Consider the following 26,636-nt stretch of genomic DNA (forward strand, 5'->3'; position numbering starts at 1 on the left):
GCGGAAGGATCAAGCTTGACCGGCTATAGTGACGCATATTGGTGGTCCCCGGATGGACTGCGGCTGCATTATCGCGACTATGCGGGCGGCGAGGACGGGCGGCCGCCCGTGCTGTGCCTGCCGGGGCTGACCCGCAATGCGCGCGATTTCGAGCCGCTGGCGCAGCGGCTGGCGGGCGAGTGGCGGGTGATCTGCCCGGATATGCGGGGGCGCGCGGAAAGCGCCTACGCCAAGGATCCGATGAGCTATGTGCCGCTCACCTATTTGCAGGATATCGGCCGGTTGCTGGCGGATCTGGCGATCACCCGCTTCGTGGCGGTCGGCACGTCGCTGGGCGGGATCATCACGATGCTGATCGCGGCGACCCATCGCGAATGGCTGGCGGGCGCGGTGCTGAACGATGTCGGCCCGACGCTGGACGAGGCGGGGCTGGAGCGGATTCGCGGCTATGTCGGCGTCGGCCAGTCGCACCCGAGCTGGGTCCATGCGGCCCGCGCGCTGGAGGAGGCGAATGGCGATGTCTATCCGGCCTATGGGCTGGAGCAGTGGCTGGCGATGGCCAAGCGGCTCTATCGGCTGAACAGCGGCGGGCGGATCGTGCTCGACTATGACATGCGCATCGCCGAGCCGCTGCGCGCGCCGGGCGGCGAGGCCGGTGTCGACATGTGGCCGGTGATGGCGGCGTTTCAGGGCATTCCGACCCTGTTGCTGCGTGGCGGCCGATCGGACCTGCTGAGTGCGTCGACGGCGGAGCGGATGGCGCGCGAGGTGGGGCCAAGCGCGGAACTGGTGACGGTGCCCGATGTCGGCCATGCGCCGGCACTGGACGAGCCGGAGGCCGCGGCCGGGATCGACCGTTTGCTGGAGCGCGTGCTGCGTGGTTGATGGCGGCGGCGTGAGGCGGGGCGATCCGCCGCGCATCCTGCATATCCATGGCAGCTTCACGCTGGGCGGCAAGGAAGCCCGCGCGATCCGGCTGATGAACATCTGGGGCGACAAGGCGCGGCACAGCATCGTCAGCGCCGCGCCCGAGGCGCTCGGTGCCCGCAGCGCGATCGCGCCGCAGGTGCCGGTCGATTTTCCCCAAGCGCCGCCCTTTGCCGGGCGGCCGGGGCTGGCGCGGTTCCGCGCGATCGCGCAGTTCCTGTCCGGCTATGACCTGGTGCTGGGCTATAATTGGGGGGCGATGGACGGGGTGATGGCGCACCGGCTGTTCGCCCGGTCGATGCGCCTGCCGCCGCTGATCCATCATGAGGATGGCTTCAACGCCGATGAGGCGGCGGGGCTGAAGCCGCAGCGCAATCTCTATCGGCGCATGGCGCTGGGGCGGGCGCAGGCGCTGGTCGTGCCCTCGGCCCGGCTGGAGCAGATCGCGCATCAGGCGTGGAAGCAGCCGGCCGGCAAGGTGCATCTGATCCGCAACGGCATCGATGTGGCGCGCTATGCGCAGGCGCCGGCACCGGATGCGATACCGGGGCTGGTGCGCACGCCGGGCAAGCTGCTGGTCGGCACGCTGGCGGGGTTGCGCGCGGTTAAGAATATCCCGCGACTGGTGCGCGCGGTGGCGGCCCATCGCGAACGGCTGCAACTGGTGGTGGTGGGCGAGGGGCCGGAGCGCGACGCGATCCTGGCCGAGGCCGCGGCGCAGGGGCTGGACGATATCTGCCTGGCCGGGTTCATGACCGATCCCTGGCGCTTCGTCGGCCTGTTCGACATTTTTGCCTTGTCGTCGGACAGCGAGCAGTTCCCGATCTCGCTGGTGGAGGCAATGGCGGCCGGGCTGCCGGTGGCGTCCACCGATGTCGGCGATGTCGCCAATATGGTGGCGCCGGCCAATCGTCCCTTTGTCGTGGCGGACGAGAGGGGGCTGGCCGACGCGCTGGGGACGCTGGCCGCCGACCCGGAATTGCGCGCCGCATTGGGGGCGGCAAACCGGGCGCGGGCGCAGCGCGATTATGACGAAAAGACCATGGTCGACGCCTATGCCGCATTATATGGCGAGGCTCTGGCCAGCCCCCACATTTTGCGCTAGGGCGCCCTACAGTTCGTCATCCCTGACAAAAACTGTTATAGGACGACATTTCAACCGGTCTGGGGAGGCCGGTTCATTTCGCGGGAGAAGTCGTTGTTCAAGGGTTTGAAACCCATCGTCTATGGTGGCCGTGAAGTCTGGCCGCTGGTCGAAGGTGGCAAGGGTGTTGCTGTTTCCAACCATGCCAGTTCGGGCGCCTGGGCGGCTGCCGGGGGCATCGGCACGGTATCTGCGGTCAATGCCGACAGCTATGACTCCATGGGCAATATCATCCCGCAAATCTATCATGGCCGCACCCGCCGCGACCGCCATGAGGAACTGATCGCCTATGCCATCGATGGTGCCGTCGAGCAGGTGAAGCGCGCCTATGAGATTGCCGGCGGCAAGGGTGCGATCAACATCAACGTGCTGTGGGAAATGGGCGGTGCGCAGCGCGTGCTGCACGGCGTGCTGGAAAAGACCAAGGGCATGGTCGCCGGCGTCACCTGTGGCGCGGGCATGCCCTACAAGCTCAGCGAAATCGCTGCCTCCTACAATGTCAGCTATCTGCCGATCGTGTCGTCGGGCCGGGCCTTCCGTGCGCTGTGGAAGCGCGCATATTCCAAGGCGTCGGAATGGCTGGGCGCGGTGGTCTATGAAGATCCCTGGCTGGCCGGCGGCCACAACGGCCTGTCCAACGCGGAAGATCCGCGCGCGCCGCAGGACCCCTATCCGCGCGTTCGCGACCTGCGCGCCACGATGCGCGAAGGTGGCATTTCCGACGACGTGCCGATCGTCATGGCCGGCGGCGTCTGGGCGCTCAAGGACTGGAACGACTGGATCGACAATCCCGAGCTGGGCGCGATCATGTTCCAGTTCGGCACCCGTCCGCTGCTGACCCAGGAAAGCCCGATCCCGCAGGACTGGAAGGACCGGCTGATGCAGCTGGAACCGGGCGACGTGCTGCTGCACAAATTCTCGCCCACCGGCTTCTACAGCTCGGCGATCCGCAATCCCTTCCTGCGCTCGCTCGAAGCGCGGTCGGACCGCCAGATCCCGTTCAGCACCGAGCAGGCGGGCGATCATACCCATCAGCTCGACGCGGGCGTGAAGGGCAAGAATTTCTGGGTGACGGTCGGCGACCTGCTGCGTGCGCGCGAATGGGTGGGCCAAGGCTTCACCTCCGCGCTCAAGACGCCGGACAACACGCTCGTCTTCGTGACCGAGGAAGAGAAGGCGGAAATCCGCAAGGACCAGACCGACTGCATGGGCTGCCTGTCGCAGTGCAGCTTCTCCAGCTGGATGGACAGCGAAACCAACTCCACCGGTCGCCTGGCTGATCCGCGCAGCTTCTGCATCCAGAAGTCGCTGCAGGAATCGGTCCATGGCGGCGACCTGGACAAGAATCTGCTGTTCGCCGGCCATGCCGCCTATCGCTTCAAGCAGGATCCCTTCTATTCGAACGGGTTCGTGCCGACCGTGAAGCAGCTGGTCGACCGCATCCTGACCGGCGACTGATGGCGGCGGATATTCAAGGGCTGGCGGTGCTGCAATATGACACGCCGCATTTCGACGTGGTACGGCCGGGGCAGTTCGTGCTCTGCGCCGTATCGGGCGCGCGAATCGACCTCGACGACCTGAAATATTGGAGCGCCGAGTTTCAGGAAGCCTATCGCGGGCCGGAGGAGGCGACGGCCTCCTTCCTGCGCCACCGCGGTGCAGCATTTCGCTGAGCCGCGGTAAGTGCCTGCCACTATTCGGCTTTTTGGCATCGTTCGATTAGTTGAATGATCGCTGTGCGCTGCAGCGAAAATTTCAAGATGTTGCGATTTCCATTGATCGCCCTGGCGGCACGTTTTGTCGTGAGATTGCTGTTCCCACGTCCATTTATCTGATGTATTCTTCCTCAACAGGCGGCGCAGATCGTCTTTTGGGTGAAGGATGTGTCAGATGTCTCGAATTGATGTCTTCGGCGATCGTATCTGTCTGGTGAGCAGCCTGTTGATCCTGGGCTGGTTCATTTACAACGTGTCCTTCTAAACAGGGCGCGACCGGGAAAGGCAGGGCGATCCATTTGGCGATGCAAGTCGCTGTATGCGCTTTGTTTTTTTCGGATCCTGCTGGATTTTCCTCTCCTTTTGACAGCGGTATCGGCTGGCAATTGCTGCCGGAACCGATATGAACGCCGGGAATGCTTTTAACAGGGCGTCCTCGGGGCGCCCGTTCACGCCAGTCATGGGAGTTGCCCGCCGTGAAAACCCGCGCCGCCGTCGCCTTCGAAGCGAAGAAGCCCCTCGAAATCGTCGAAGTCGATCTGGAAGGCCCCAAGGCGGGCGAAGTCCTGGTCGAGATCATGGCGACCGGCATCTGCCATACCGACGCCTATACGCTGGACGGGTTCGACAGCGAGGGCATCTTCCCCTCGATCCTGGGCCATGAGGGTGCGGGCATCGTCCGCGAAGTAGGTGCTGGCGTCACCAGCCTGGTGCCGGGCGACCATGTCATCCCGCTCTACACGCCGGAATGCCGCCAGTGTAAGTCGTGCCTGAGCGGCAAGACCAACCTCTGCACCGCGATCCGCGCAACCCAGGGCAAGGGGCTGATGCCCGACGGCACGACCCGCTTTTCCTACAAGGGCCAGCCGATCTTCCATTATATGGGCTGCTCGACCTTCTCCAACTTCACCGTCCTGCCCGAGATCGCGCTGGCCAAGATCCGCGAGGACGCGCCGTTCCAGAGCAGCTGCTATATCGGCTGCGGCGTCACCACGGGCGTCGGCGCGGTGATCAACACCGCCAAGGTGCAGGTGGGCGACAATGTCGTGATCTTCGGCCTGGGCGGCATCGGCCTCAACGTCATCCAGGGCGCGCGTCTGGCCGGTGCGAACAAGATTATCGGCGTCGACATCAATCCCGATCGCGAGGAATGGGGCCGCAGGTTCGGCATGACCGAATTCCTCAACTCCAGGGGCATGAGCCGCGAGGAGGTGGTCGCCGCGATCGTCGCGATGACCGATGGCGGCGCGGACTACACGTTCGACGCCACCGGCAACACCGAAGTGATGCGCGTGGCACTGGAAGCCTGTCATCGCGGCTGGGGCACCAGCATCATCATCGGCGTGGCCGAGGCCGGCAAGGAAATCAGCACTCGTCCGTTCCAGCTGGTCACGGGTCGCAACTGGCGCGGCACGGCCTTTGGCGGGGCCAAGGGCCGCACCGACGTGCCCAAGATCGTCGACATGTACATGACCGGCAAGATCGAGATCGATCCTATGATCACCCATGTCATGGGGCTGGAGGACATCAACAAGGGTTTCGACCTGATGCATGCGGGCGAGAGTATCCGCAGCGTCGTCGTCTTCTGACCCGATAACCCAACTGGAGAGTGACCATGTTCAGCCATGTGATGGTGGGATCGAATGATCTCGACGTTTCGCGCGCCTTTTATGACGCGTTGTTCGGTGCGGTCGGCGGCAAGCCGGCGATGCAGGACGACAAGGGGCGGCTGATCTACATGCATGACGGCGCGCTGTTCATGGTCACAAAACCGATCGACGGGGAGCCGGCCTGCCACGCCAATGGCGGCACGATCGGTTTCCGCATGACATCGACCGAGCAGGCCGATGCCTGGCATGCGGCCGGGGTCGCGGCGGGCGGCACGGCTTGCGAAGATCCGCCGGGCGTGCGCGAGGGCGGCTTCGGCAAGCTCTATCTCGCCTATCTGCGCGATCCCGCCGGCAACAAGCTGTGCGGCCTGCATCGGATCGGCTGAGGAAGGAAATACGGGTGGAAACGGTTTCGACCAACAGGGCCTTTGGCGGCGTCCAGGGCGTCTATCGCCATGCCTCGCGCGAGACGGGGACGGAGATGACCTTTTCCGTCTTCGTGCCGCCGCATGCACCCGGCGCGAAGCTGCCGGTGGTCTGGTATCTGTCCGGCCTCACCTGCACCCATGCCAATGTGACCGAAAAGGGCGAGTTCCGCCGGGCCTGCGCGGAACTGGGCCTGATCTTCGTCGCGCCCGATACCTCACCGCGGGGTGAGGGCGTGGCCGACGATCCGGACGGCGCCTGGGACTTTGGCCTGGGCGCGGGCTTCTATGTCGACGCGACGCAGGCGCCCTATGCCGCCCATTATCGCATGTGGTCCTATGTGACGCAGGAATTGCCGGCCTTGGTCGCCGAGCAGTTCCCCGCCGACATGGATCGCCAGTCGATCATGGGGCACAGCATGGGCGGCCATGGCGCGCTGACCGTCGGGCTGACCTATCCCGATCGTTATCGTGCCGTGTCGGCCTTCGCGCCGATCGTGGCGCCGGGGCAGGTGCCCTGGGGCGAGAAGGCGCTGGGCGGCTATCTGGGCGCGGACCGGGCCGCGTGGCGCAAGCATGACGCGGTCGCGCTGATCGAGGATGGAGCGCGGATCGATGCGCTGCTGGTGGATCAGGGCGCGGGAGACAGCTTCCTGGAGGGGCAGCTACGCCCCGAATTGCTGCGCACGGCCTGCGACGCGGCGGGCATCGACCTGATGCTCCATCTGCGCGACGGCTATGACCATAGCTATTATTTCATCTCCAGCTTCATGGACGATCATCTGCGCTGGCATGCCGCGCGGCTGGGCTGAGCAATTGGGCTGATCGCGGACCGTCCGGGCAAAGCCCGGATGGTCGCGGCACAAGATAAGCTATTTTGCCTTTCTCTATTTGATAGGTAGATAGAGTGCCGAGCGTTTCGCTCCGCGGCTTTTGAAGGATGTCAGCTTGCTCCGCGTTACCAACGGCTAAAGCGCACGGTACCCAAGCGACAACGCCCGGTTTCGTGTTCCTCCCGCAAAAGGAGAAGACGATGACCCATAAGCAAGACCGTGTCCGCCAGCAGCGGCAGGACCAGACCCCGCAAATCCATATACCCCATAGCAGCTGGTCGCGCGTCGAGCGCAACCGCAGCGCTGAGGCTGTGCTGGCGCCGGGCGATTTCTGGGCGCGGCTGGGGCTTTAACGGCCGTTGGCTTCGCGCTTGTCGAGAAGGGCCGTGTAGGGTTCTCGACAGGCTCGAACCGAACGGATGTTGGGCCGCTCGGCCTTTCTAGCGGAACACCACCGTCTTGCCGCCATTGCGCAGCACGCGCCGGTCGGCGAGCCAGCCAACGGCGCGGGCGAGAACCTGGGCCTCGATATCGCGGCCGATGCGGATCATGTCGACGGCGGTGGCGCGATGGTCGACGCGCTCGACCGCCTGTTCGATGATCGGGCCTTCGTCGAGGTCGGCGGTGACGAAATGGGCGGTTGCGCCGATCAGCTTGACGCCGCGCTCATGGGCGCGGTGATAGGGGCGGGCGCCCTTGAAGCCGGGCAGGAAGCTGTGATGGATATTGACGCAGCGGCCGGCCAGCCGATCGACCAGATTTTCCGACAAAACCTGCATATAGCGGGCCAGGATCAGATATTCCGACCGGCTGCGATCGAACAGGTCGAGCAGAGCGGCCTCCTGCGCGGCCTTGTCGCCATTGGGCGGCAGCTCATGATAGGGGATGCCGTGCCATTCGGTGATGCGGCGCATGTCGGGATGGTTGGACACCACCCCCATGATGTCGACCGCCAACGTGCCGGTCTGCCAGCGATGAAGCAGGTCGGCGAGGCAGTGCGACCCCTTCGACACGGCGATCAGCATGCGCGGGCGTTCGGCCGCTTCGGTCAGGCGCCAGTCCATGGCGAAGCGGGTGCCGATGTCGGCAAATTCGTCGCGCAGGCCGGCTGTGTCGAAGCGCATGCCGGTTTCGGTCGCCTCGAACGCGACGCGCATGAAGAAGAGGCCGGCCTCGCGATCGGCATATTGCTGGCTGTCGGTGATGAAGCCGCCCCGTTCGGCGAGGAACTGGCTGACCGCGGCGACGATGCCGACGCGATCGGCGCAGACCAGGGTCAATATCCAGGACGGGATGGTCTTGTCGTTCACTCTGCGGCTCCCAGCGATTCTGCCGAGGCGTTGCCTCAAGCCGGGGCCGCGATCAAGCCTTGGCGCTGGTCATGGCGAAGATGCCGGTGGCGTTGCCGGTGTCGAAGGCGAGGTCCAGCCGGCCGGTATCCGGGTCGATATCGCGGCTGATGAATTCGTAGAAGGAGCCGGGAACCGTGCGCAGATCGCGATCTGCAAAGAGACGCTCGACGCTGTCGGCGCGGAAGGCGGTCTGGCGGACGCGGCCGGTGGCGGAGATTTCGAGCTTGGGCTTCATCGGCCGGTCTTCCGCCTTCAGCCGATCGGCCAGCGCCGCGACATCGGGCACGCGGTCGGTCGCATGGTTGAAGGCATTGCCCTCGGTCGCGATCCAGGCGGCTTCGTTGGAGCGGGAGAGGAGCAGCTCATAATCGGCAAAGGCCGGCGGTTCATGCTGGCGGTCGAAGGCCGAGACGATGACGGGCAGGGCGGCGGCGGCGTCATCGAAGCCGACTGGTTCGCCGGCGGCATAGCGGTCGAGCAGGGCGATGGTCGGGGCATCGAGCGGATCGCGCGAGGTGCCGAAGATGCGGGTCGCGGCCGCGCCAAATTCCGCGTCGAACCGGTCGACATGCAGTTCGGACAGGAAGAATTGCGGGATCGCCTCGGGCGCGTCGACATGGGCATAGGCGCGGCCGGTCATCTTGAGGCGATCGAGCGGATAGAGGGCGGCCATGCGATAGCCCAAGGGCAGGAAGATGCGGGTGAAGGCATCCTCACCGGCGGGCAGGGCGCCGGTCGGCCCATCGGCAAAGCGGATGGTGCGCAGCGCGCCATGGTCGAAGACCACCCGGCCGCCGCGCGCCAGCGTGTCGGCGACATAGGCCGCGCCGCTCGGCACCCGTTCCAGCAGGTCGTGGAACAGGATGACGTTCATCGCCATGGCAAAGGCGGCGCGGCTGACGGTCGGGCCGCTTTGCGCGAGCAGTGCGGAATCGATCGCCAGCGCGTCCAGTGCGGCCTTGCCGGCGTCTTCGCCCAGCACCGACTGAACCAGGGCGACGATGCTTCCTTCATTCTGCGACGACATAAGAACGCTCCACGATGACAGCGCCCTTATCGCAGGATAGGGTGGGTCGCGCAAATAGGGAGCTGTCATCACTTGATGCGGAACGGGAATGGATAGGGCGCGCAAATGGCTGCCGCCGATGAGCGCGCTCAACAGTTTCGATGCGGCCGCGACCCATGGCAGCTTCTCGCGCGCCGGGGTGGAGGTGGGGCTGACCCAGAGCGCGGTCAGCCGCCAGATCGCACTGCTGGAGGATTGGTTGCAGACGCCTTTGTTCGACCGGGTCGGACGGCGAGTGCAACTGAACGAGGCAGGGCAGGCCTATGCCGAGGAGATCCGCCCGGCGCTCGATAGGATCCGGCGGGCGACCCGGCGGGTGGCGGCGCGGCGGGCGCAGGGGGCGCTGCGGATTGCGACCCTGCCCAGTTTCGGCATGCGCTGGCTTGCGCCGCGCCTGCCGGGCCTCAGCGCGCTGCATCCCGATCTGGTGGTGGATTTCGCATCGCGATCCGACCCGTTCGATTTCGCGCAGGAGGAGTTCGACGCGGCGATCCATTATGGCCTGCCGGAGGAATGGCCCGGCGTGGCGCAGGATTATCTGTTTCGCGAACAGATGGTGCCGGTCTGCGCGCCGGACTGGCTGGCGGCCAATGTGCTGCGGTCGCCGGCTGATCTGCTGGGCAAGCCGCTGCTGAGCCAAAGTTCGCGGCGGGACGCCTGGGCGCGCTGGTTCGTGGCAGCGGGCGTCGAGGCGGGGCCATTGCCGCCGGGGCCTGCGTTCGAGCATTTCCTGATGCTGGCGCAGGCGGTCGTGGCGGGGGCGGGCGTCGCGCTGATCCCCAGCTTCCTGATCCGGCCGGAACTGGAGGCGGGCAGCCTGGTCATCCCGTTCGATCGCCCCTTGTCGAGCGAGCAGGCCTATTATCTGGTCTATCCCACGGGGCTTGGCGGCCATCCGGGACTGGCGCGCTTTCGCGCCTGGATGCTGGCGAGCGCGGGCGCGGATTAGGCGCCCGCGCTAGGGTGCCTAATTCTTCTTCGGCATGCAGTCCGCGCCAGCGGCCTTGATGCTGCTGCACAGGCGCGAGGCGTCGGCGCTGCTGGCGATCGGTCCGGCCTGAAGGCGGGTGATGCTGCCGGCCTTGACCAGATAGGGCTGATAGCCGGAGAGGCCGCTGACCTTGCGGGTCAACTGGCTCCACAACGCACGGGCGCGGCCTTCGTCGCCGAACGCGCCAAGCTGGACGCGCCAGTCGCCGCCGGCGGCCGGTGCCGGCATCTTGGACGGCGCGGGCTTGGGTGGCGCGGGCTTGGAGGGGGCCGGTTTGGCTGCCTCCGGCGCGGGCTTGGGCGCGGCCGGCTGCGGCTTGGCAACCGCGACCTGCGTTACCACGGGTGCGGGCGCTGGCTTTGCTGGAGCCGGGGCGGGAGAAGCCGAGCGGGGCTGTGCCGCTGTCGCCGGCAGGGTCAGGCTGGCGCTGGCCAGGCTCTTTTCCTGCGCTTCCATCGACGAAGCCAGGGCTAGGCCCTGCTTGCGCTGGTCGGCGGGGATATATTTGTCCATCTGCTGCAGGCTGGTGGTTGCCTGTGGCAGGCCGGAGGCGGAGGCGCGCGTCATCATCGCATAGGCGCGGACCCAGTCCTTGCCGACCATGTCGCCGTTGAACAGGGCGGTGCCGACAATATATTGCGCGCGGGTTTCGCCGCGGGCGGCTGCATGCTGCAGATAGGGCATGGCCCCGGCGCGATCGCCCTGCTGGAACATCAGCAGGCCCAGATTATCCTCGGCGCGGGCATGGCCCTGCGCCGTCGCCTTGCGATACCAGTCGACCGCACTGCTGAGGTCGGCCGGAACACCGCGGCCAAGCTTGTAGGCCTGACCCAGATTGAACTGCGCATCGGGATCGCCGGCATTGGCGAGCGGGCGCCATTCGGCGATCGCCTTGGCATAATCGCCCTGCTGCCAGGCATCGACGCCGGCCTTCACATCGGCAAGCGCCGGCAAGGCGGCCGTCAATAGCGTGCCGAACGCAACGGCTCCCCAGATAGGCTTCATATCCATGCTCCAGACCGGAATATTCGTCCGGCACTATCGTCAAACAAGGTTAACGTCTTCTTAGCATTGCCGGATCCATGATGTGAAACCGGGGATAGGTGATCCTCAACAAGGTTGCCAGACCAGTTAACCGAATTTTAGGCGGCGCCATGCCAAATCGTTTCGGAACTGGATTTACCTGGGGGAAGGCGCGTGCGCATATTGGCATTGGCATCGCAAAAAGGCGGATCGGGCAAGACGACCCTGTCCGGTCATCTGGCCGTACAGGCCCAGTTGGCCGGGGCCGGTCCGGTCGTGCTGATCGACATCGATCCCCAGGGTTCGCTGGCTGACTGGTGGAACGAGCGCGAGGCCGAATATCCCGCCTTTGCCCAGACCACGGTTGCGCGGCTGGCCGCCGACCTCGAAATCCTGCGCCAGCAGGGGTTCAAGCTGGCCGTGATCGATACGCCGCCGGCGATTACCATGGCGATCCAGAGCGTGATTTCGGTTGCCGAACTGATCGTCGTGCCGACCCGTCCGAGCCCGCATGACCTGCGCGCCGTCGGTGCCACGGTCGACCTGTGCGAGCGCGCCGGCAAGCCGCTGATCTTCGTCGTCAATGCCGCGACGCCCAAGGCGCGCATCACCTCCGAAGCCGCTGTCGCTTTGTCGCAGCATGGTACGGTGGCGCCGGTGACGCTGCACCATCGCACCGATTTCGCAGCCTCGATGATCGACGGCCGCACGGTGATGGAGGTCGATCCCAAGGGCAAGTCGGCCGCCGAAGTGACCGGGCTGTGGAGCTATATCTCCGATCGCCTGGAAAAGAATTTCCGCCGCACGGTCTTTTCCGTGCCCCAGAACAGCGTCGGCACCGCCGCTGCTTCGCGTCCCGCCGGTGGTGGCTTCGGCCGCCGCGTCGTGCAGTAAGATAAGGGGGCTATCATGGCTGAAGCCAAACCGATCGCTTCCCTGACGTCTGGCCTGCTGGCGCGTAAGGGCGCCGCCACGCCGGCGATGCGACGCCCGATGCTGGGCTTTGGCCGCCCGACCAATGGCGGCATGGTGTCCGACGATCTGGGCTGGAACGACATGGGTTTCGACGTGCCGATGCACGATGACGAGCCTGCCGCGCCGACCGCGCCCGTTGCCACCGGCCTGACGCCGATGAGCGCGGTGCTTGCGCCGGTTCCGGTGCCGGCGGTCGTGACCGAACGCGAGGAACTGGCCGAGCGCGTGGCGCAGGTCGTTCTGCCGGAGACGGTGGAAGCCGAGCCGGAACCGGCAGAACTGGTGATGGCTGCCAAGCCGATGCGGGCAAAGCCGGCGCCGGTGCGCGCCGCGCCGTCCAAGGCGATGGCGGTCGACAACGCACGCAAGGCGGCTTTCACGCTGCGGCTGGACGCGGGCCGTCATCTCAAGCTGCGTCTGGCGGCGGCGGTGACCGGCCGGTCGGCGCAACAGGTTGTTACCGAAGCACTGGATGCTTTCCTCGAAGGGCTGCCCGAGATTGATCGGCTCGCCCAGCAATTGCCGCACTGACGCGGCGATCTTTGATTATAGGTGGGTAAGGTCATGAAACGAACGGCATTTGGCAAGGCGGCCGTTTCCTCCTTGATGGTGGCGACGACGATGGTCGGCTGCACCGGCGCGGCATTCCATCCGCGATCGGCGGCGGTCAAGCACGCCAATCCCGGCAAGCCGGCCGAGGCGGCAGAAAAGGCGCTGGCCGCTCGCGACGGCGCAAAGGCCGTGCAGGCAGCGGAAGCGGCCGTGCAGGCGGCGCCCGACAATGCGCAATATCGCCAGCTGCTGGGCCGTGCCTATGTGCTGGATGGCCGCTTCGTTTCGGCGGAGACGGCCTTCACCGACGCGATGACGCTGGGCAACCGCGATTCGCGTACCATCGTCAGCCTGGCGCTGGTCGAGGTGGCGCTGGCCAAGAATGACGCCGCGCGCGATCTGCTGGCGGCCAATACCGACAATGTGCCGGCGGGCGATTATGGCCTGGCGCTGGCGATGGCCGGTGATCCGACCGAAGGCGTCCGCATCCTGTCCGCCGCGATCCAGGATCCGTCGGCCAATGCCCGCACCCGCCAGAACCTGGCCTATGCCTATGCGCTGGCCGGTCGCTGGAAGGATGCGCGGCTGGTCGCCGGGCTGGATCTGGCGCCGCTTGCCGCCAATCAGCGTATCGCCCAATGGGCTGGCATGGCCGACCCGGCACTGGCGCCGCAGCGCGTCGCCGCGCTGATGGGCGTTACCGTCAACGGCGCCGATCAGGGCCAGCCGGCGGTGCTGGCGCTGGCGCCCGCTGCGCCGGATGCCGCACCGGTGGCTTTGGCAGCCGCATCGACCGAGCCGGCACCGGTGCTGGACCTGCCGAGCGGTTCGCCGATCGAGATGGCGGCGGCTGAGCCGGCGCCTGCCGCATCCGCGCTCAACACCCGGATCATCGAAACCGCCGTGCCGGCGTCCACGCCCGCACCCGCGGTCAAGGCTGCGCCCAAGCCGGCGCCGGTGCGCGTCGCCGCCAAGCGCGACTTCGTCGTCGAAGGCCCGGCGGCCAAGGCCAAGCCGGCCAAGGGCAAGGCTACCCCGCTCGCCAGCCCGGCGGCGCGGATGCAGCAGGTTGCCTATATCAAGCCGGTGACCACAGGGGCGAGCGCCTGGGTCGTCCAGCTTGGTGCTTTCGATTCGCCGGCCGTCGCCAAGGAAAAATGGACGAGCATGGCGCGCGTCAACGGACGCATCGCTGCCTTCCCGGTGCTGACCAGCCAGGCGACCGTCAATGGCCGGACCTTCCACCGGATCGCGATCAGCGGCTTTGGCAGCCGTGCGGATGCGCAGACTTTGTGCCAGTCGATCAAGGCGCAGCACGGCCAGTGTTTCGTGCGGGAAGGCGCGCCGAACGCGACGCCGCAGCGCTGGGCCGTGGCATCGACGCGCGGCCGTCAGTTCGCATCGCGCTGATCGCACGGCGCCTTCGGGCGTGACCATGACTTCATGCGGGCCGGGCCGAGAGGTTCCGGCCCGCAATGCATTTGTGCGCTGTGCGTGCCGCAATCGTGCGATGCGCTGAATTTCGGATTGTCTGGAGCCAGCCCGGCCTTGCCAAGGGCTGAAATAGTGGCTCCCCGGATTGGACACATTCCCACCGGCTTTGTGGCTTTCTTCACAAGAGGCCCGGAAAACGATTTCCTTCTATCGGGCTTTGAATTCTGGGGAATCTACTGCGGAAAAGGTGGAGGAAGAGATTTTCGCTAAAGACGCTCCGTTGGCTCCGCCAAGACCGCCAACTTATGGAATTCGGAAAAGTGTTCGCGACCGTGCTGAGCGGATTCGCTTGGCTGGTGGTCCGAAGCCTTCGCTTAGGGATCGCGCCCTAGCGTTTGCTCAAGGAAAAGACGAAGTGCGCGCTAAAGAGTTCACGGATATCGGTGTCCCGCGGCAATATTTGGCGTGGATGTGCGAGGAGGGCATGCTCGAAAAAGTGGCTTATGGCAGGTACCGTGTCAGACAGTCGGGCAGGGCTACTTGAGATAGCCAGCTAGGGTGTAAGCGGATGGTACAGGGGGAAGGGTCTTGGGACTTAGCCGCCGGTCTGATTAGGGGCGCCACAGTTGATAAGCTGACCTCAGGCAGCCATCGAGTGTGCCCCAAATATAGCGATGCACACGCCCGCGAAGGAAACCGCAGCACCCACGATGACGTGTCGGACGGGCCTGACGCCCTCCATCAGCCATAACATACAAGCGAGGAGCAGATATAGATGGCGCCATAAGCCGCATAAGCGCGTCCTGCAGTAGCGCTGTCGATGCGGCGCTTACGGCCTATGAACGCCGTCTCTGCCTGTGCGACGAGGCGTGCGCGCGCCAAACCGTGAAGAACCACCGGCTGTTCTCCGGCAGTATTGCCGTTGGAGCGTGGCGGCTGAACTTGTACTGGGGAACGACCAGGAAAGTGATGGCATGGTCCTTGGACGATGCCGAGGTAACGAAGGGCACGCCGGGGGCAGCCTCGCCGAGCGGGCCGGTGTCGACCTCGTCATAGCCCTGCTTGTTGTGGCTGTAACGTGCGCCGACCTGGACGTTGAACGCCTGGGTCACATGATAGGTCACGTCGCCGAAGACCGAGATTTCATTATAGGTGGTCGGGAAATAGGCGGTCAGGAGATTTGACGCGGTCGCGGCCGTGGTGCCGTCGACCGCGTCGAGAATCTGGGTCACGGGGCTGCGTTCATGGGTGTAGAAGCCTCCGACCAGCCATTCGAGCGTCTGGTCCGCAGGGGACGACAGGCGGATTTCCTGGGTGAACTTGCGGGTCTTCATGTCGTTGTAGAGCACCGAACTCGGCGTGAACGACGCGTAGAGGCGCGAGTAATCTGAGCCTGAGAAATAGCTGTTCCGACCATAGCCGGTCACGGACTTGAGGTCGGCCCAGTCGAGGTCGAGGTCGATATTGCCGGTGAACAGCGTGCTCTTCGATTTGAACGAACCGCTGCCGGGCAGGAGCGACTGGTTCAGATCGCCGAGGGTCAGCCGCTTGTTGACGTCAGTGGTGACGAGCGAAGCACCATGGCCATGGCTATACTGGTGGAGTGCACCGAGCTTGATCGACAGTGTCTCCGTCGGTTTCCAGAGCAGCGAGATCCGGCCCCCGCGTGCGTCGAGGGCGTTGACGTCATCCTTGCCGGTGAAGACATTGTCGACATAGCCGGCGGTGCGGCGGGAGAAGCCGGTGGCACGCAGGGCGAACTTCTCGTTGATCGGCACATTGACCGAATCGCGCACGCCATAACCGATGCCGCCGTCCTGCGTCGCGTTGAAGTCGCCCTGGACCCGGCCCGAAAGCTCCGTGGTCGATGGATCGGTGGTGACATATTTGATCAGGCCGCCGAGGCTGCTGGCGCCGTAAAGCGTGCCCTGGGGGCCGCGCAGCACTTCGATCCGTTGCAGGTCCGCGGGGTCAAGGTCGGGTTGGAGCAACTGGCCGCCAGCGAGCGCTGTGCTGCTGCCATAGGGCACGTCATCGACAGAAACGGCGACCGTCGGGTTGCCGAAATTGGCGGTCGCGATGCCGCGCAGGATAATGACGGTCGTACCGTCGCCCTGGGCGTTCAGGCTGAGACCCGGAACCTGAGCAAAATAGTCCTGCAGACGGGTCTGATTGCGTTCGACCAGCGCGCTGGCGCTGAGCGCAGTGACCGGTACCGGCGTATCCTGCAGCCGCTCGACGCGCTTCTGCGCGGTCACGATGATCTCACCGTCATTGTCGGCATCGGCTGTCGCCGCAGCATAGGCCGGCATGTCGGCAATCGTTAGTGTCGCGACCGAGCAGGTCAGCAGCGACATGGAAATCGTCTTCAGCGTAAATGCGCGTATCATCGATGCCCCTTTTTCCGGTTACGACGCGCTCAGCCTTGATGTGCTTAGATTTTGCGCGTCTCAACCCATCGACGCGCGACACTTTGCGATCGTCATGGGGAAGGTCACAGTTTTGACGAGACCGTGATTGATCGAAGGCAGTCGACGCGAGCAGTTCAGGAATGACAGCTTGCAGGAAGCCCGACTTGGCCGCTGAACGTCTTGGAAGGGTCGAGGTCGGAAGCGGCCGACCATGTTGCCTTGGCGGCCTATGTGGCGCCGTGGAAGAAATCCACTCCTCCATTATTGCGAGTCAGTCGCACAAACTCTATGCGCGGGCTCATGTCCTCGAACGCGACAGCACTGACACGCCTGCTGCTGGCAGAACGTCCGTCGCTATTACGATTAGCGAAACGTATCGTCGGCAGCGAGCCAGCGGCCGAGGATGTGGCGCAAAGCCTGTGGTTTCGGGTGCAGAAGGTCGAAGATGATCCACCTATTCTGAATAAGCGGGCCTATCTGTTCCGACTGACAGCCAATCTTGCGCGGGATCATCGCAAGAATGAGGCCCGGCGGCTTGCCCTCCATGCTGAGGCGCATTCGACATTGTGGGATGAGGACAACGAGCCTTCGCTCGAGGATGCCCTGGTGTCGGTGGATGCGCTTCGCCGTGTTGCAGACGCAGCTGAGCGGCTGCCTGAGCCTACGCGCCGGATATTCAGGATGAACCGGTTCGAGGCTATTCCCCAGAGGGCAATCGCTGATCGGCTGGGGATCAGTAGCACGACGGTCGAAAATCACATCAAGAGGGCCCTGGCCATATTGGCCGCTGCTCGCGACGGTCGGGTCGAATGACGTTTTTTTTATGCACACCTTGGGCAAAGGGCGCCGCGATCAGTCATACTGTCGAGCCGCATGAGATGGCTCTGGAGACCCGATGATCGATCCGCAAACTCCTATGCTTCCTGATGAGGCTGGCGCGCAGGCGCATCACTGGATCGCACGACTGGCATCGGGAGAAATCACTGAGACGGAAATGGCGGACTTCCGGCAGTGGCGGAGCTTGTCCGACAATGAGCAGATATTCCGTCGCGAGCGGGCCCTCTGGCGACGGCTTGATGGCGTCGAAGGTGCGTTCTCCGTACGCGCAATGCCACGTAGGCGGAATGGAAGACCTGTACGCCGGCTGCATTTTGGGAAGAGGCGTATGCTCGTCGGCGCGGTTGCAGCATCGTTGATTGCGCTCATGGCGGGGCCGCAACTGGCTCTCATGATGCGCGCCGATCATCGTACCAGCACTGGCGAAATACGCCGTGTAGCATTGGTAGATGGGTCGGAAGCGGTGCTGGATAGCGGCTCTGCCATCGCGGTTGATTTCAAAGCATCGGGGCGTGATGTCACGCTGTTGGCAGGGCGGGCATGGTTTAACGTGCGTCATGATGATGCAAGGCCGTTTCGCGTGGCTGCCCTGGGCGGGGTTACACAGGATATCGGCACAGCGTTCGAGGTCGAACGGGGCGATGACGGCGTCAATGTTGGTGTGACCGATGGTTCGGTCAAGCTGACCTCATCGATCCAGGGAACGCCGCTGGTTCTGAAGGCGGGCCAGCACGCCCACTATGATAGTGGAGTGGCAGTTCAGCAGACCGCAGGCTTGCCAACGGACGACATAGCTGCCTGGCGCACAGGAGAATTGTTGATACGCGACATGGAGGTATCTGCGGCGATCCGGGCAATTGCTCGCTATCGCAAGACTCCAGTCTTCATTTGGAGCACCATGGATCGACTGGAGCCGGTCAGCGGCACATTCACCACCGATCAACCTGACGATGCACTTACGACCCTCGCCCAAATGCGTGGACTGGAAATTACGCGCCTCCCTGGCGGAGTGTTGTTTGTGCGGGGCGCATCGGCCGACTGAAATTTTTTCAGGCATCGCTGGGGCAAGCCGCTCCGAGAAAAGTCATAGCTGCAACCATGTGATGCAAATGCGTCGCAAGGGCATGTACGGGCAGCCGCGGGGGCAGCCCATTTTGACTGTCTCGGGGGAATCCCATGTCGCTTACGCCATCCGTCGCTCGCTCTTGCCGCGCGATTGCGCACTCAATTCTTCTGGCCGGGACGACGCTGGGCGTGACCTTGGTCCCAAGCGCAGCGCAGGCGCAAGCCGAAGGTCGCAGTTTTCAGATCACGGCGGGGCCGCTGGAAGACGCGCTTCGCCAATTTACCCGTCAGTCTGGTGTACAGGTTGGCTACGATTCTGCCGACGTGCGCGGCCGCACCGCCACTGCGGTCTCCGGCGGGATGAGTGCCCCCGAAGCCCTGTCGAAGCTTCTGACCGGTACAGGCCTTACCTTCCGCTTTACCGCGACTACATCCGTGCGTCTGGAGCCCGCCCCGCGATCGGCAGATGGCGCAATCGCGCTCGGTCCAGTACGCGTTGCCGGCGAAGGATCAGGGGGCGACGGTGTGCCAGTCAGCCTGACGAGCGATTCCGGAGCAACCGAAGGCACCCGTTCCTATGCGATGAAGGGGCCGAGCAACACCGCAACCCGCCTCAACCTGACCACACGTGAAACGCCCCAGAGCATCAGTGTGCTCACCCGTCAGCAGATCGAGGACCAGCAACTCACCAGTGTTGCAGAAATGCTGGAGCAGACGCCAGGCATTTCCGTCCAGCCTTTGGGCAGTGAGCGGTTCACCATCTACGCGCGCGGTTACACTGTCGAAAACTATCAGTATGATGGCATCCCCACGACGCTCGACATTGTCAGCCAGGTCTCCCCGCAGGGACTGGGCGATGCTGTCACCTATGACCGGATCGAGGTGCTGCGCGGCGCGGTCGGCCTGATGACTGGGGCGGGTGATCCTTCTGCTACCGTCAATCTGGTCCGCAAGCGGCCGACGTCCGAATTCCAGGGGCATGTAGCGCTGAGCGGCGGGTCCTGGGAACGGCTGCGTGGTGAGGTAGACATTTCCTCTCCCCTGAATTCTGCCGGGACGATCCGCGCTCGCGCCGTCCTGGCGCATGATCAGGGCGAGAGCTTCACCGACTATTACAAGCACAAGAAGCAGGTCGCATATGGCGTCATAGAGGCGGATGTCACGCCGTCCACGCTGGTCACGATCGGCGCCGATTTTCAGCGGAATGACCCGACCGCATTTTCCGCAACGGGCCTGCCGCTCTGGAACAGTGACGGATCGCGAACCGTTTTTGCTCGTTCCGCCAATTCCGCCGCCAAGTGGAGCTACAACAAGCAGGATGTGCTCAATGCTTTCGGTTCAATCCGGCAGGAACTGGGCGGTGACTGGGTCATGCGTCTTGCCGGCAATTATCTCCATACCGACCGCAACTATATGGCGGCCTATGCCAGCTGGGGTTTCCCCGACAAGACTACCGGCGAAGGCGTTCGCCTCTATGGCGGATCGGGACAGACCCGGCAGCGGCAGCTTGGCCTCGACCTTATGGTGCAGGGTTCCTTCGAACTTCTCGGTGGCCAGCATGAGATGGTCGCGGGCCTGAGCTATTCGGACTATCGGAACTATCATCAGCCCAATCGCGGTACAGGCATCGAGGGGCGCTACGTCAATGTCTATACGTGGGACAATTATACGGCGGAACCAACATCGCCTGGTACGCTCTATGACGGCGATACCGTCATCAAGCAGAAGGCTGGCTACGCAACCTTCCGTTTCAAGCCACTGGATGGCCTGTCGCTGCTGGCTGGCGCACGCCTGAGCAATTATGATTACAGCTATGACCTGCAATATACCCTGCCCGCGTCGCAGGGAAACAACCGCCTCACCACCTACAAGGAAAGCGCGATCCTGACGCCCTATGCCGGGATCGTCTATGATGTGGCGCGGGACCACTCCGTCTACGCCAGCATCACCTCCATCTATCGTGCGCAAAGCACCCGGGACCGCAATGGCGAAACGCTGAAGCCGCGCGAAGGCATGCAATATGAGGTGGGCTTCAAGAGCGCCTTGTTCGACGGGGCGCTGAATACCAGCATCGCCTTGTTCGCCATCGATCAAGATAATTTTGCGGTGGTCGATACCGGCTATACCGTGCCTGGTACGACAACGGCTGCCTATCAGGCCGTCCAGGGTGCGCGCACGCGAGGCTTTGACCTTGAGGCGACGGGCGAGATCATTCCGGGGTGGAATGTCAGCACAAGCTTCAGCCACAGCGTCACACGCCGGAATAGTACACGGCTGACCACGACCGCACCCAAGGACATGTTCAAGCTGTGGACCAGCTATCGCTTCGCCGACGACCGAATGACAGTGGGCGGGGGCGTGAACTGGCAGAGCGCCTTCTATCTGACCACTACGCCCTCTACCACTCTGGGGCAGGTTACGGCGCGCCAGGGCAGTTATGCGCTCGTCAATCTGATGGGACGCTATTCCTTCACGGATGATCTGTCCTTGTCGGTCAATGTCAACAATCTGTTCGACAAGGACTATCTCAGCTCGATCGACCAGACCTTCTACGGCTATTATCGCGGCGACCCGCGAAATTTCCTCGCTACCTTGCGTTATAATTTCTGATGGTCGGGCTGCGTCATGAGGCGATCGGCAAAGCTGGCCGGCTCATGACCGCTCTGCTGGGCGGTTATCTCTTCGCTTGCGCCTGGGCGGTGTTCGTGGCGGCGGTTCTTCCGTTGCCGCGACCACAGGCCGTGCTGATGGCGACTTTGACCAGCTTCGTCGCCTTCCTGGCGATCATCATCCTGTCGTTCGCCTTCGGCAGCCTTTGGCGCTGGGTGATGATCCTTTCGGTAGTGACCCTCGCACTTGCCGGGAGCGGGCTGGCCTTGTCCGAGGTTGGCGCATGAAAAACCAGATGCTCGACCGTCCTCACTCACTCCGACAGTCTATGGCATGGCTCCACACATGGGGCGGCCTGATGGTCTGCTGGGCGCTCTTCGCTATCTTTCTGACCGGTACGATCTGCCTGTTCGAGGGACCGATCACCCAATGGATGAAACCCGAGCGGACCGCACGAATGATCGGCCATGACGGCGACTATAGCACAGGCCGAGCGGTTGCCTTTGCCCAGAACGAGTTGGCGAAGGTCGCGCGCGGCGCCCATTATTGGACGATTGGCCTTCCCAATGAAGATGATCCCGACATCCGCATTTACTGGCTGGACAATGGCCGTCGCGAAGGGCTCCGGCTCGATCCTGTCAATGGAGCGCGCATTCCGCCGGGGGCTGACCGGCAGACCGAAGGCGGCTTGTTGATTTCCACTGAGAAGTGACCCGGGTAGGGCGTAAATTTCCACTAAGAATTGACCCATGTTGAACTCGTCCCTGGCTTTGGCAAGCGAGGGTATATGGAGTGTTGGACATGGCGTTATTGAGCGTTATCCGGCGCTGGCATTTTCGCGATCATCTACCGATCCGGGAGATAGCGCGGCGCACCGGACTATCACGCAACACGATCCGCAAATATTTGCGGTCCGAGACGATCGATCCGCGATTCAAGGTGCCTGATCGACCAAGCAAACTGGATCCATTTGCTGAGCATCTGGCGGCCTGGCTGCGGCGCGAGATGGGCCGATCGCGCAAGCAGAAGCGCACGATCAAGCAGTTTCACGCCGATCTGGTGAGCCTGGGTTATGAAGGATCCTACAACCGGGTTGCCGCTTTTGCTCGGGACTGGCGCGAAGATTATCGGCGCCAGCAACAGATTGGCGGGCGTGGGACATTCGTGCCCCTGTCGTTCGCGCCGGGGGAAGCTTTCCAGTTTGATTGGAGTGAGGACTGGGCAATCATTGCCGGGGTTCGGACCAAGCTGCAGGTCGCGCACTTCAAGCTCAGTTACAGCCGGGCATTCATCGTGCGCGCCTACCTTCTGCAAACCCATGAGATGCTGTTCGACGCCCATAATCACGCCTTCCGCGTGCTGGGCGGCGTGCCGCGCCGGGGTATCTATGACAATATGCGCACGGCCGTCGACAAGGTCGGGCGTGGCAAGGAACGCACCGTCAACGCACGCTTTCTGACGATGGTCAGCCACTATCTGTTCGAAGCCGAGTTCTGTAACCCGGCTGCGGGATGGGAAAAGGGGCAGGTCGAGAAGAATGTCCAGGATGCGCGGCACCGTCTGTGGCAACCCACGCCGCAGGCCGAGAGCCTTGATGCGCTGAACCTGTGGCTGGAGGAGCGCTGCAAGGCGTTATGGGAGGACATCTCTCACGGGATCGAACCCGGGTCGGTTGCCAATGCCTGGGCCGATGAATCTGAGTGTCTGATGGTTGCGGGCAGGCCCTTCGATGGTTTTGTGGAATATCGCAAACGGGTATCGCCGACCTGCCTCATCCACTTTGAGCGCAATCGCTACAGCGTACCGGCCTCTTTCGCCAATCGCACTGTCAGCCTGCGCGTCTATCCTGATCGCTTCCAGGTCGTCGCCGAGGGGCAGCCAATCTGCGCACATCAGCGCATCATCAACCGCTCTCACGACGGTCCAGGTCATACGGTTTATGACTGGCGCCATTATCTGGCGGTCGTGCAGCGCAAACCCGGCGCCCTGCGCAACGGAGCGCCCTTCCTTGAGCTACCCGATGCGTTCCAGCGTCTGCAGCGACATCTGTTGCGCAATCCCGGCGGCGACAGGGAAATGGTCGAAATACTGGCGCTGGTTCTTCATCATGATGAGCAACTGGTGCTGACGGCGGTCACCATGGCGCTGGAGGCTGGCGTTCCGACCAAGACCCATATCCTCAATCTGCTCTATAGGCTGGTCGACGGAAAACCGATCTCCACGCCGCCGGTGACGGCGCCCCAGGCGCTCAAACTGGTCAGCGAGCCGATGGCCAATGTCGAACGCTATGATGATCTGCGCAAGGAGAAGCGTCATGCGTCATGACCCTGCCAGCGGCGCCATCGTCGTCATGCTCCGCAGCCTCAAGATGCATGGCATGGCGCAGGCCGTCACCGATCTCATGGAACAGGGATCTCCAGCCTTCGAAGCCGCCATCCCGATCCTCTCCCAGTTGCTCAAAGCCGAGACAGCAGAACGGGAGGTTCGGTCTGTGGCCTATCAGCTCAAGATCGCGCGCTTCCCTGTCTATCGCGATCTGGCCGGCTTCGACTTTACCAGTAGCGAGGTCAATGAAGCTCTAGTGCGTCAGTTGCATCGCTGCGACTTCATCGACATCGCCGACAATATCGTGCTGGTCGGCGGTCCTGGCACCGGCAAGAGCCATGTGGCAACGGCGCTGGGCATCCAGGCCATCGAACATCATCGAAAGCGCGTCCGCTTCTTCTCGACGGTCGAACTGGTCAATGCGCTCGAGCAGGAAAAAGCACAGGGCAAGGCCGGTCAGATCGCCAATCGCCTCCTGCACTCCGATCTCGTTATCCTGGATGAGCTTGGATATCTGCCGTTCAGTGCTTCAGGTGGCGCGCTGCTCTTCCATCTACTGAGCAAACTCTACGAGCGCACCAGCGTCATCATCACCACAAACCTGAGCTTCAGCGAATGGGCCACCGTGTTCGGCGACGCCAAAATGACCACGGCGCTTCTCGATCGGCTTACCCATCACTGCCACATCCTGGAGACCGGCAACGATAGCTTCCGCTTCAAAAACAGCTCTGCCAAGCAGGCCAGAACCCAAAGGAGAAAACCACGGGTTGACCCACCCATGACACCCGAAACATAATCCGCAGACGGGTCACTTCTCGATGGAAAACCCGGGTCACTTCTCAGTGGAAATCAACAAACCGGATTATCAGACGTTGAAAGTGCATCTCGGCTTGGGATGAAAACAGGACGAAGAGCGGCCGATTACCAGCTGCCACCTGCTTTGGTGATTTGGTCTAGTAGCGCGGTTTTGGAAGCTGTGCGGCGCGCGCCAGCATTCCGTTGAGGACTGACGTCGCCCACGACGTTACGACGCGTTGCGATCTTTTCGCCTAATGCGTCGAGGGTGATGGGCTCACGCTTGGTCTTCAAGGTCTTGAATGCCATAATCTTGAGCCGTCTCTTCTCGGATCCTCCGTTCCATATAATCGCGATCCAATCCTTGAGAAAGCTTGAATAGCGCCTTCGCCTGACCGAGCATTTCGTCTGCGGACCCCGATGCATATTGCCCCATACGATCAGCAATTAGGTCTTCGGCGGAAATGACGGCAACAGCGCCGTGCTCGCCAATCTCGATCACTTGCAAAAAATCTTGATCGGCAAAGCCATCGAGCAATCGACTGCCAACTACCTCAAAACCGAGTTTGAGATCGGGGTGAATCCAGCCTCTCAAAGAGAGCCCGGCTCCCTTTGGTCGAACAAAGCCGTGATCGACCATCACCGATTCCAGGGCCATCTGCTGCGATGAGACAAGATCAAAATCACCGGTGCTGATTGCACTTTGAGTGTATAGCTCGACAGCGCCACCGCCAACAAGAACGGGCGGCCTATATCCCTTTGCATCCATCGCCGCGCTGATCTGCGCCAACATGGTTAAAGCCGCTTCGAATTGTGGGCGCCAGCGAGACATGAGGTTCAGCTTTTATTCGAGTGCAAAGCCGCACCATGTAGCATCTCGCTGTCCTCAGCAAACCGCAGGCTACCGAATTGCATGGACGATGCCTCAGCGTTGATTGCTTACTACGGACCATTCCAGCTCGAAGCGTCCCAAATACTTTCGCAAGCGATCCGCATCATTCGAGCTGCTGCGGCGTGCGCGCGAGGCGTTGAAGAGGGTTCGCCCTGCTTCGGAAAGCGAGCGGCTGCCACGGCATATCCTGATCGTCTCGGCGAGTTGGACGCGATCAAACAGGTCGAGTTCGGCAATCTGCTCGTCGCTCAATATCTCGGACAGAATGTCTGCGGCGTTGTCAGCCTGACCTGACCATAGCCGTCGCAGTCGCTCGATTTCCTTGTCGACGCAGTCCACATCGATCCGCCCCTTCGGGCTGAGCGTCGCCATTCGCGTCACACTGGCGGCAAGGTCCCGGAAATTGCCCGGCCAGCTTGCCTCCCCGGACGTCGCAAAGGTCAGATAGCGTTGGCGTGCTTCCTTGTTGAAACTGGCCTGATCGCCTTCGCGCTCGGCGAACCTATCAAGCTCATAGTCGAGATTAGGCTCGATATCCTCTCGTCGGTCAGCGAGGCCGGGCAGACGGAAGGTCCAAAGATTTAGGCGCGCGTACAGGTCGTCGCGGAATGCCCCCGCTGCCACTGCTTCGCCCAGATCGCGATTGGTGCCGGCGATCAGCTGGAAATCCGACGCGACCTCCTTGTCCGCACCCACGGGGAGGAAGCGCTTGTCCTCAATGGCGCGGAGGATCATCGCCTGCTCATCGAGGCCCAGTTCACCGATCTCGTCGAGGAACAGCATGCCCTTGTCAGCGGAACGGAGCAGACCCGGCCGGTCGGCAACCGCGCCGGTGAAGGCGCCCTTTCTGTGGCCAAACAGGGCCGACATGGCGCTATCGCCCTTCAGGGTTGCGCAGTTTACCTCCACGAACGAGCCGGCAATCTGGTGCTTGGCCTTCTTCAGTTCATAGATCCGACGCGCGAGCTGGCTCTTGCCCGCGCCAGTCGGCCCCATGAGCAACACGGGCGCGCGGGACCGCAGCGCGACTTGCTCGATCTCGTCTATCATGCCGTTGAAGGCGGCGTTGCGCGTGTCGATGCCGGATTTGAGGAACGACGTGCTCTCGGCGCTCGCGACAGCGAAGCGGGTGGCGATGCTGTCATAGCGCGACAGATCGAGATCGATGATGCTCCAGCGGCCAGGCGCTCCGCTATCTTCGGCGCGCTTGGCCGGCTGAGTCTGGAGAAGGCGCCCCGGCAAATAGCGGGCCTCGGTCAGCAGGAAGAGGCAGATCTGTGCGACGTGCGTGCCGGTGGTGATGTGGAGGAGGTAATCCTGCTCGTCCGGATCGAACGGCTCGGCCCGTGCGAAATCGAGCAGCTTTCCATAGACCTCCTCGAAGTCCCACGGATCGCGGAAGTCGAGTACGCGCATATCGACCTGGGTCTCGGGTGAGACCGAGGCGATATCCTCCGCGACATATTCAGCAAGGCGCCGGTGGGCTGTGCCATGAAGCAGCACCAGTCGATCGACCCGCAAATCTTCATGCATGGTGAGTGCGACCGTCGGTCGCCACTTGTTCCAGCGCGAAGGCCCGAATTTGCTCGCATCGAGCGTGGAGCCAAGGAATCCGATCACGGTCAGCGGTTTCATTCTTATACCATAGGATAAA

At 63.2% G+C, this 26,636-nt stretch carries 25 protein-coding genes and 1 pseudogene; 19 read left to right on the forward strand and 7 right to left on the reverse strand.

Annotated elements, in window-relative coordinates; translation table 11 throughout:
- Positions 1-15 precede the first annotated feature (15 nt).
- From HH800_RS06310 to HH800_RS06345, 8 genes are all read left to right on the forward strand, one after another.
- Positions 16-885: an alpha/beta fold hydrolase gene (locus tag HH800_RS06310; RefSeq protein WP_169860533.1), complete on the forward strand. Its 870-nt coding sequence runs from the start codon at positions 16-18 to the stop codon at positions 883-885.
- The gene (locus tag HH800_RS06315) at positions 878-2,032 is read left to right on the forward strand and encodes a glycosyltransferase (protein ID WP_169860534.1); all 1,155 of its coding nucleotides are present in this window, start codon (positions 878-880) and stop codon (positions 2,030-2,032) included. The genes HH800_RS06310 and HH800_RS06315 overlap by 8 nt, the downstream gene beginning before the upstream one ends.
- Before the next feature lie 93 nt (positions 2,033-2,125).
- The gene (locus tag HH800_RS06320; RefSeq protein WP_004212237.1) at positions 2,126-3,529 is read left to right on the forward strand and encodes an NAD(P)H-dependent flavin oxidoreductase; all 1,404 of its coding nucleotides are present in this window, start codon (positions 2,126-2,128) and stop codon (positions 3,527-3,529) included.
- Positions 3,529-3,744 carry a DUF2093 domain-containing protein gene (locus HH800_RS06325; protein ID WP_048936921.1) on the forward strand — a complete coding sequence of 72 codons (216 nt, stop codon included), beginning with the start codon at positions 3,529-3,531 and terminating at the stop codon, positions 3,742-3,744. Before HH800_RS06320 ends, HH800_RS06325 begins: the two co-directional genes overlap by 1 nt.
- A gap of 518 nt (positions 3,745-4,262) precedes the next feature.
- Complete coding sequence (locus HH800_RS06330; protein WP_048937047.1) at positions 4,263-5,375, forward strand: S-(hydroxymethyl)glutathione dehydrogenase/class III alcohol dehydrogenase; 1,113 nt, start codon at positions 4,263-4,265, stop codon at positions 5,373-5,375.
- Positions 5,376-5,401: 26 nt separating this feature from the next.
- Entirely contained in the window at positions 5,402-5,782 is a 381-nt protein-coding gene (locus HH800_RS06335; RefSeq protein WP_004212241.1) for a VOC family protein, read from the forward strand.
- A 14-nt stretch (positions 5,783-5,796) separates the two neighbouring features.
- Entirely contained in the window at positions 5,797-6,633 is an 837-nt protein-coding gene (gene fghA, locus HH800_RS06340; protein ID WP_169860535.1) for an S-formylglutathione hydrolase, read from the forward strand.
- 221 nt (positions 6,634-6,854) lie between these two features.
- Positions 6,855-7,007 (forward strand): hypothetical protein, encoded by a 153-nt coding sequence (locus HH800_RS06345; RefSeq protein ID WP_169860536.1) that lies wholly within the window; start codon positions 6,855-6,857, stop codon positions 7,005-7,007.
- Positions 7,008-7,094: 87 nt separating this feature from the next.
- Here HH800_RS06345 and purU read toward each other — a convergent pair whose 3' ends face one another.
- On the reverse strand, positions 7,095-7,964 hold the full coding sequence (gene purU, locus HH800_RS06350; RefSeq protein ID WP_169860537.1) for a formyltetrahydrofolate deformylase: 870 nt from the start codon (positions 7,962-7,964) through the stop codon (positions 7,095-7,097).
- A gap of 52 nt (positions 7,965-8,016) precedes the next feature.
- On the reverse strand, positions 8,017-9,033 hold the full coding sequence (locus tag HH800_RS06355) for a DUF1338 domain-containing protein (RefSeq protein WP_169860538.1): 1,017 nt from the start codon (positions 9,031-9,033) through the stop codon (positions 8,017-8,019).
- Positions 9,034-9,121: 88 nt separating this feature from the next.
- On the opposite strand from HH800_RS06355, the gene gcvA reads away from it, so the two are divergent.
- Positions 9,122-10,021, forward strand: coding sequence for a transcriptional regulator GcvA (gene gcvA, locus HH800_RS06360; RefSeq protein WP_169860539.1), 900 nt, complete (start codon positions 9,122-9,124; stop codon positions 10,019-10,021).
- Positions 10,022-10,039: 18 nt separating this feature from the next.
- On the opposite strand, the gene HH800_RS06365 is transcribed toward gcvA, so the two are convergent.
- Complete coding sequence (locus tag HH800_RS06365; RefSeq protein ID WP_169860540.1) at positions 10,040-11,074, reverse strand: SPOR domain-containing protein; 1,035 nt, start codon at positions 11,072-11,074, stop codon at positions 10,040-10,042.
- A 186-nt stretch (positions 11,075-11,260) separates the two neighbouring features.
- Between HH800_RS06365 and HH800_RS06370 the strand changes: the two genes are divergently transcribed.
- From HH800_RS06370 to HH800_RS06380, 3 genes are read left to right on the forward strand one after another with little or no spacing between them, the layout of a single operon-like run.
- Positions 11,261-11,980, forward strand: coding sequence for a ParA family protein (locus HH800_RS06370; RefSeq protein ID WP_004212248.1), 720 nt, complete (start codon positions 11,261-11,263; stop codon positions 11,978-11,980).
- Positions 11,981-11,995: 15 nt separating this feature from the next.
- Positions 11,996-12,592 carry a hypothetical protein gene (locus tag HH800_RS06375; protein ID WP_169860541.1) on the forward strand — a complete coding sequence of 199 codons (597 nt, stop codon included), beginning with the start codon at positions 11,996-11,998 and terminating at the stop codon, positions 12,590-12,592.
- A 33-nt stretch (positions 12,593-12,625) separates the two neighbouring features.
- A complete protein-coding gene (locus HH800_RS06380) occupies positions 12,626-14,023 on the forward strand; it encodes an SPOR domain-containing protein (RefSeq protein ID WP_169860542.1) in 1,398 nt (465 codons plus the stop codon).
- A gap of 664 nt (positions 14,024-14,687) precedes the next feature.
- On the opposite strand, the pseudogene HH800_RS29465 reads toward HH800_RS06380, so the two are convergent.
- A pseudogene (locus HH800_RS29465) lies at positions 14,688-14,872 on the reverse strand (hypothetical protein); the annotation flags it as partial.
- A gap of 11 nt (positions 14,873-14,883) precedes the next feature.
- Entirely contained in the window at positions 14,884-16,437 is a 1,554-nt protein-coding gene (locus HH800_RS06385) for a TonB-dependent receptor (protein ID WP_169860543.1), read from the reverse strand.
- Between the two features lie 321 nt (positions 16,438-16,758).
- On the opposite strand from HH800_RS06385, the gene HH800_RS06390 reads away from it, so the two are divergent.
- The 7 genes from HH800_RS06390 to istB all read left to right on the forward strand — a co-directional run bounded on the left by HH800_RS06390 (position 16,759) and on the right by istB (position 24,091).
- Positions 16,759-17,271: a sigma-70 family RNA polymerase sigma factor gene (locus HH800_RS06390; RefSeq protein WP_169860544.1), complete on the forward strand. Its 513-nt coding sequence runs from the start codon at positions 16,759-16,761 to the stop codon at positions 17,269-17,271.
- An 82-nt stretch (positions 17,272-17,353) separates the two neighbouring features.
- Positions 17,354-18,337 (forward strand): FecR family protein, encoded by a 984-nt coding sequence (locus HH800_RS06395; protein WP_169860545.1) that lies wholly within the window; start codon positions 17,354-17,356, stop codon positions 18,335-18,337.
- 212 nt (positions 18,338-18,549) lie between these two features.
- Entirely contained in the window at positions 18,550-20,970 is a 2,421-nt protein-coding gene (locus tag HH800_RS06400) for a TonB-dependent siderophore receptor (protein ID WP_206379195.1), read from the forward strand.
- Positions 20,970-21,257: a hypothetical protein gene (locus HH800_RS06405; protein ID WP_169860547.1), complete on the forward strand. Its 288-nt coding sequence runs from the start codon at positions 20,970-20,972 to the stop codon at positions 21,255-21,257. The genes HH800_RS06400 and HH800_RS06405 overlap by 1 nt, the downstream gene beginning before the upstream one ends.
- 41 nt (positions 21,258-21,298) lie before the next feature.
- Positions 21,299-21,682 (forward strand): PepSY-associated TM helix domain-containing protein, encoded by a 384-nt coding sequence (locus HH800_RS06410; protein ID WP_169860548.1) that lies wholly within the window; start codon positions 21,299-21,301, stop codon positions 21,680-21,682.
- A gap of 89 nt (positions 21,683-21,771) precedes the next feature.
- Entirely contained in the window at positions 21,772-23,295 is a 1,524-nt protein-coding gene (gene istA, locus HH800_RS06415; RefSeq protein ID WP_086485527.1) for an IS21 family transposase, read from the forward strand.
- Positions 23,285-24,091, forward strand: coding sequence for an IS21-like element helper ATPase IstB (istB, locus tag HH800_RS06420; RefSeq protein ID WP_069338825.1), 807 nt, complete (start codon positions 23,285-23,287; stop codon positions 24,089-24,091). The genes istA and istB overlap by 11 nt, the downstream gene beginning before the upstream one ends.
- 276 nt (positions 24,092-24,367) lie before the next feature.
- Here the strand turns inward: istB and HH800_RS06425 are convergent, their stop codons facing one another.
- Both HH800_RS06425 and rtcR read right to left on the reverse strand, forming a co-directional pair.
- Entirely contained in the window at positions 24,368-24,883 is a 516-nt protein-coding gene (locus HH800_RS06425) for a hypothetical protein (protein ID WP_235682032.1), read from the reverse strand.
- Between the two features lie 132 nt (positions 24,884-25,015).
- Entirely contained in the window at positions 25,016-26,617 is a 1,602-nt protein-coding gene (gene rtcR, locus HH800_RS06430) for an RNA repair transcriptional activator RtcR (protein WP_169860550.1), read from the reverse strand.
- Between the last annotated feature and the right edge of the window lie 19 nt (positions 26,618-26,636).

Origin of the sequence: Sphingobium yanoikuyae (assembly GCF_013001025.1) — a bacterium.
Lineage (GTDB): Bacteria > Pseudomonadota > Alphaproteobacteria > Sphingomonadales > Sphingomonadaceae > Sphingobium > Sphingobium yanoikuyae_A.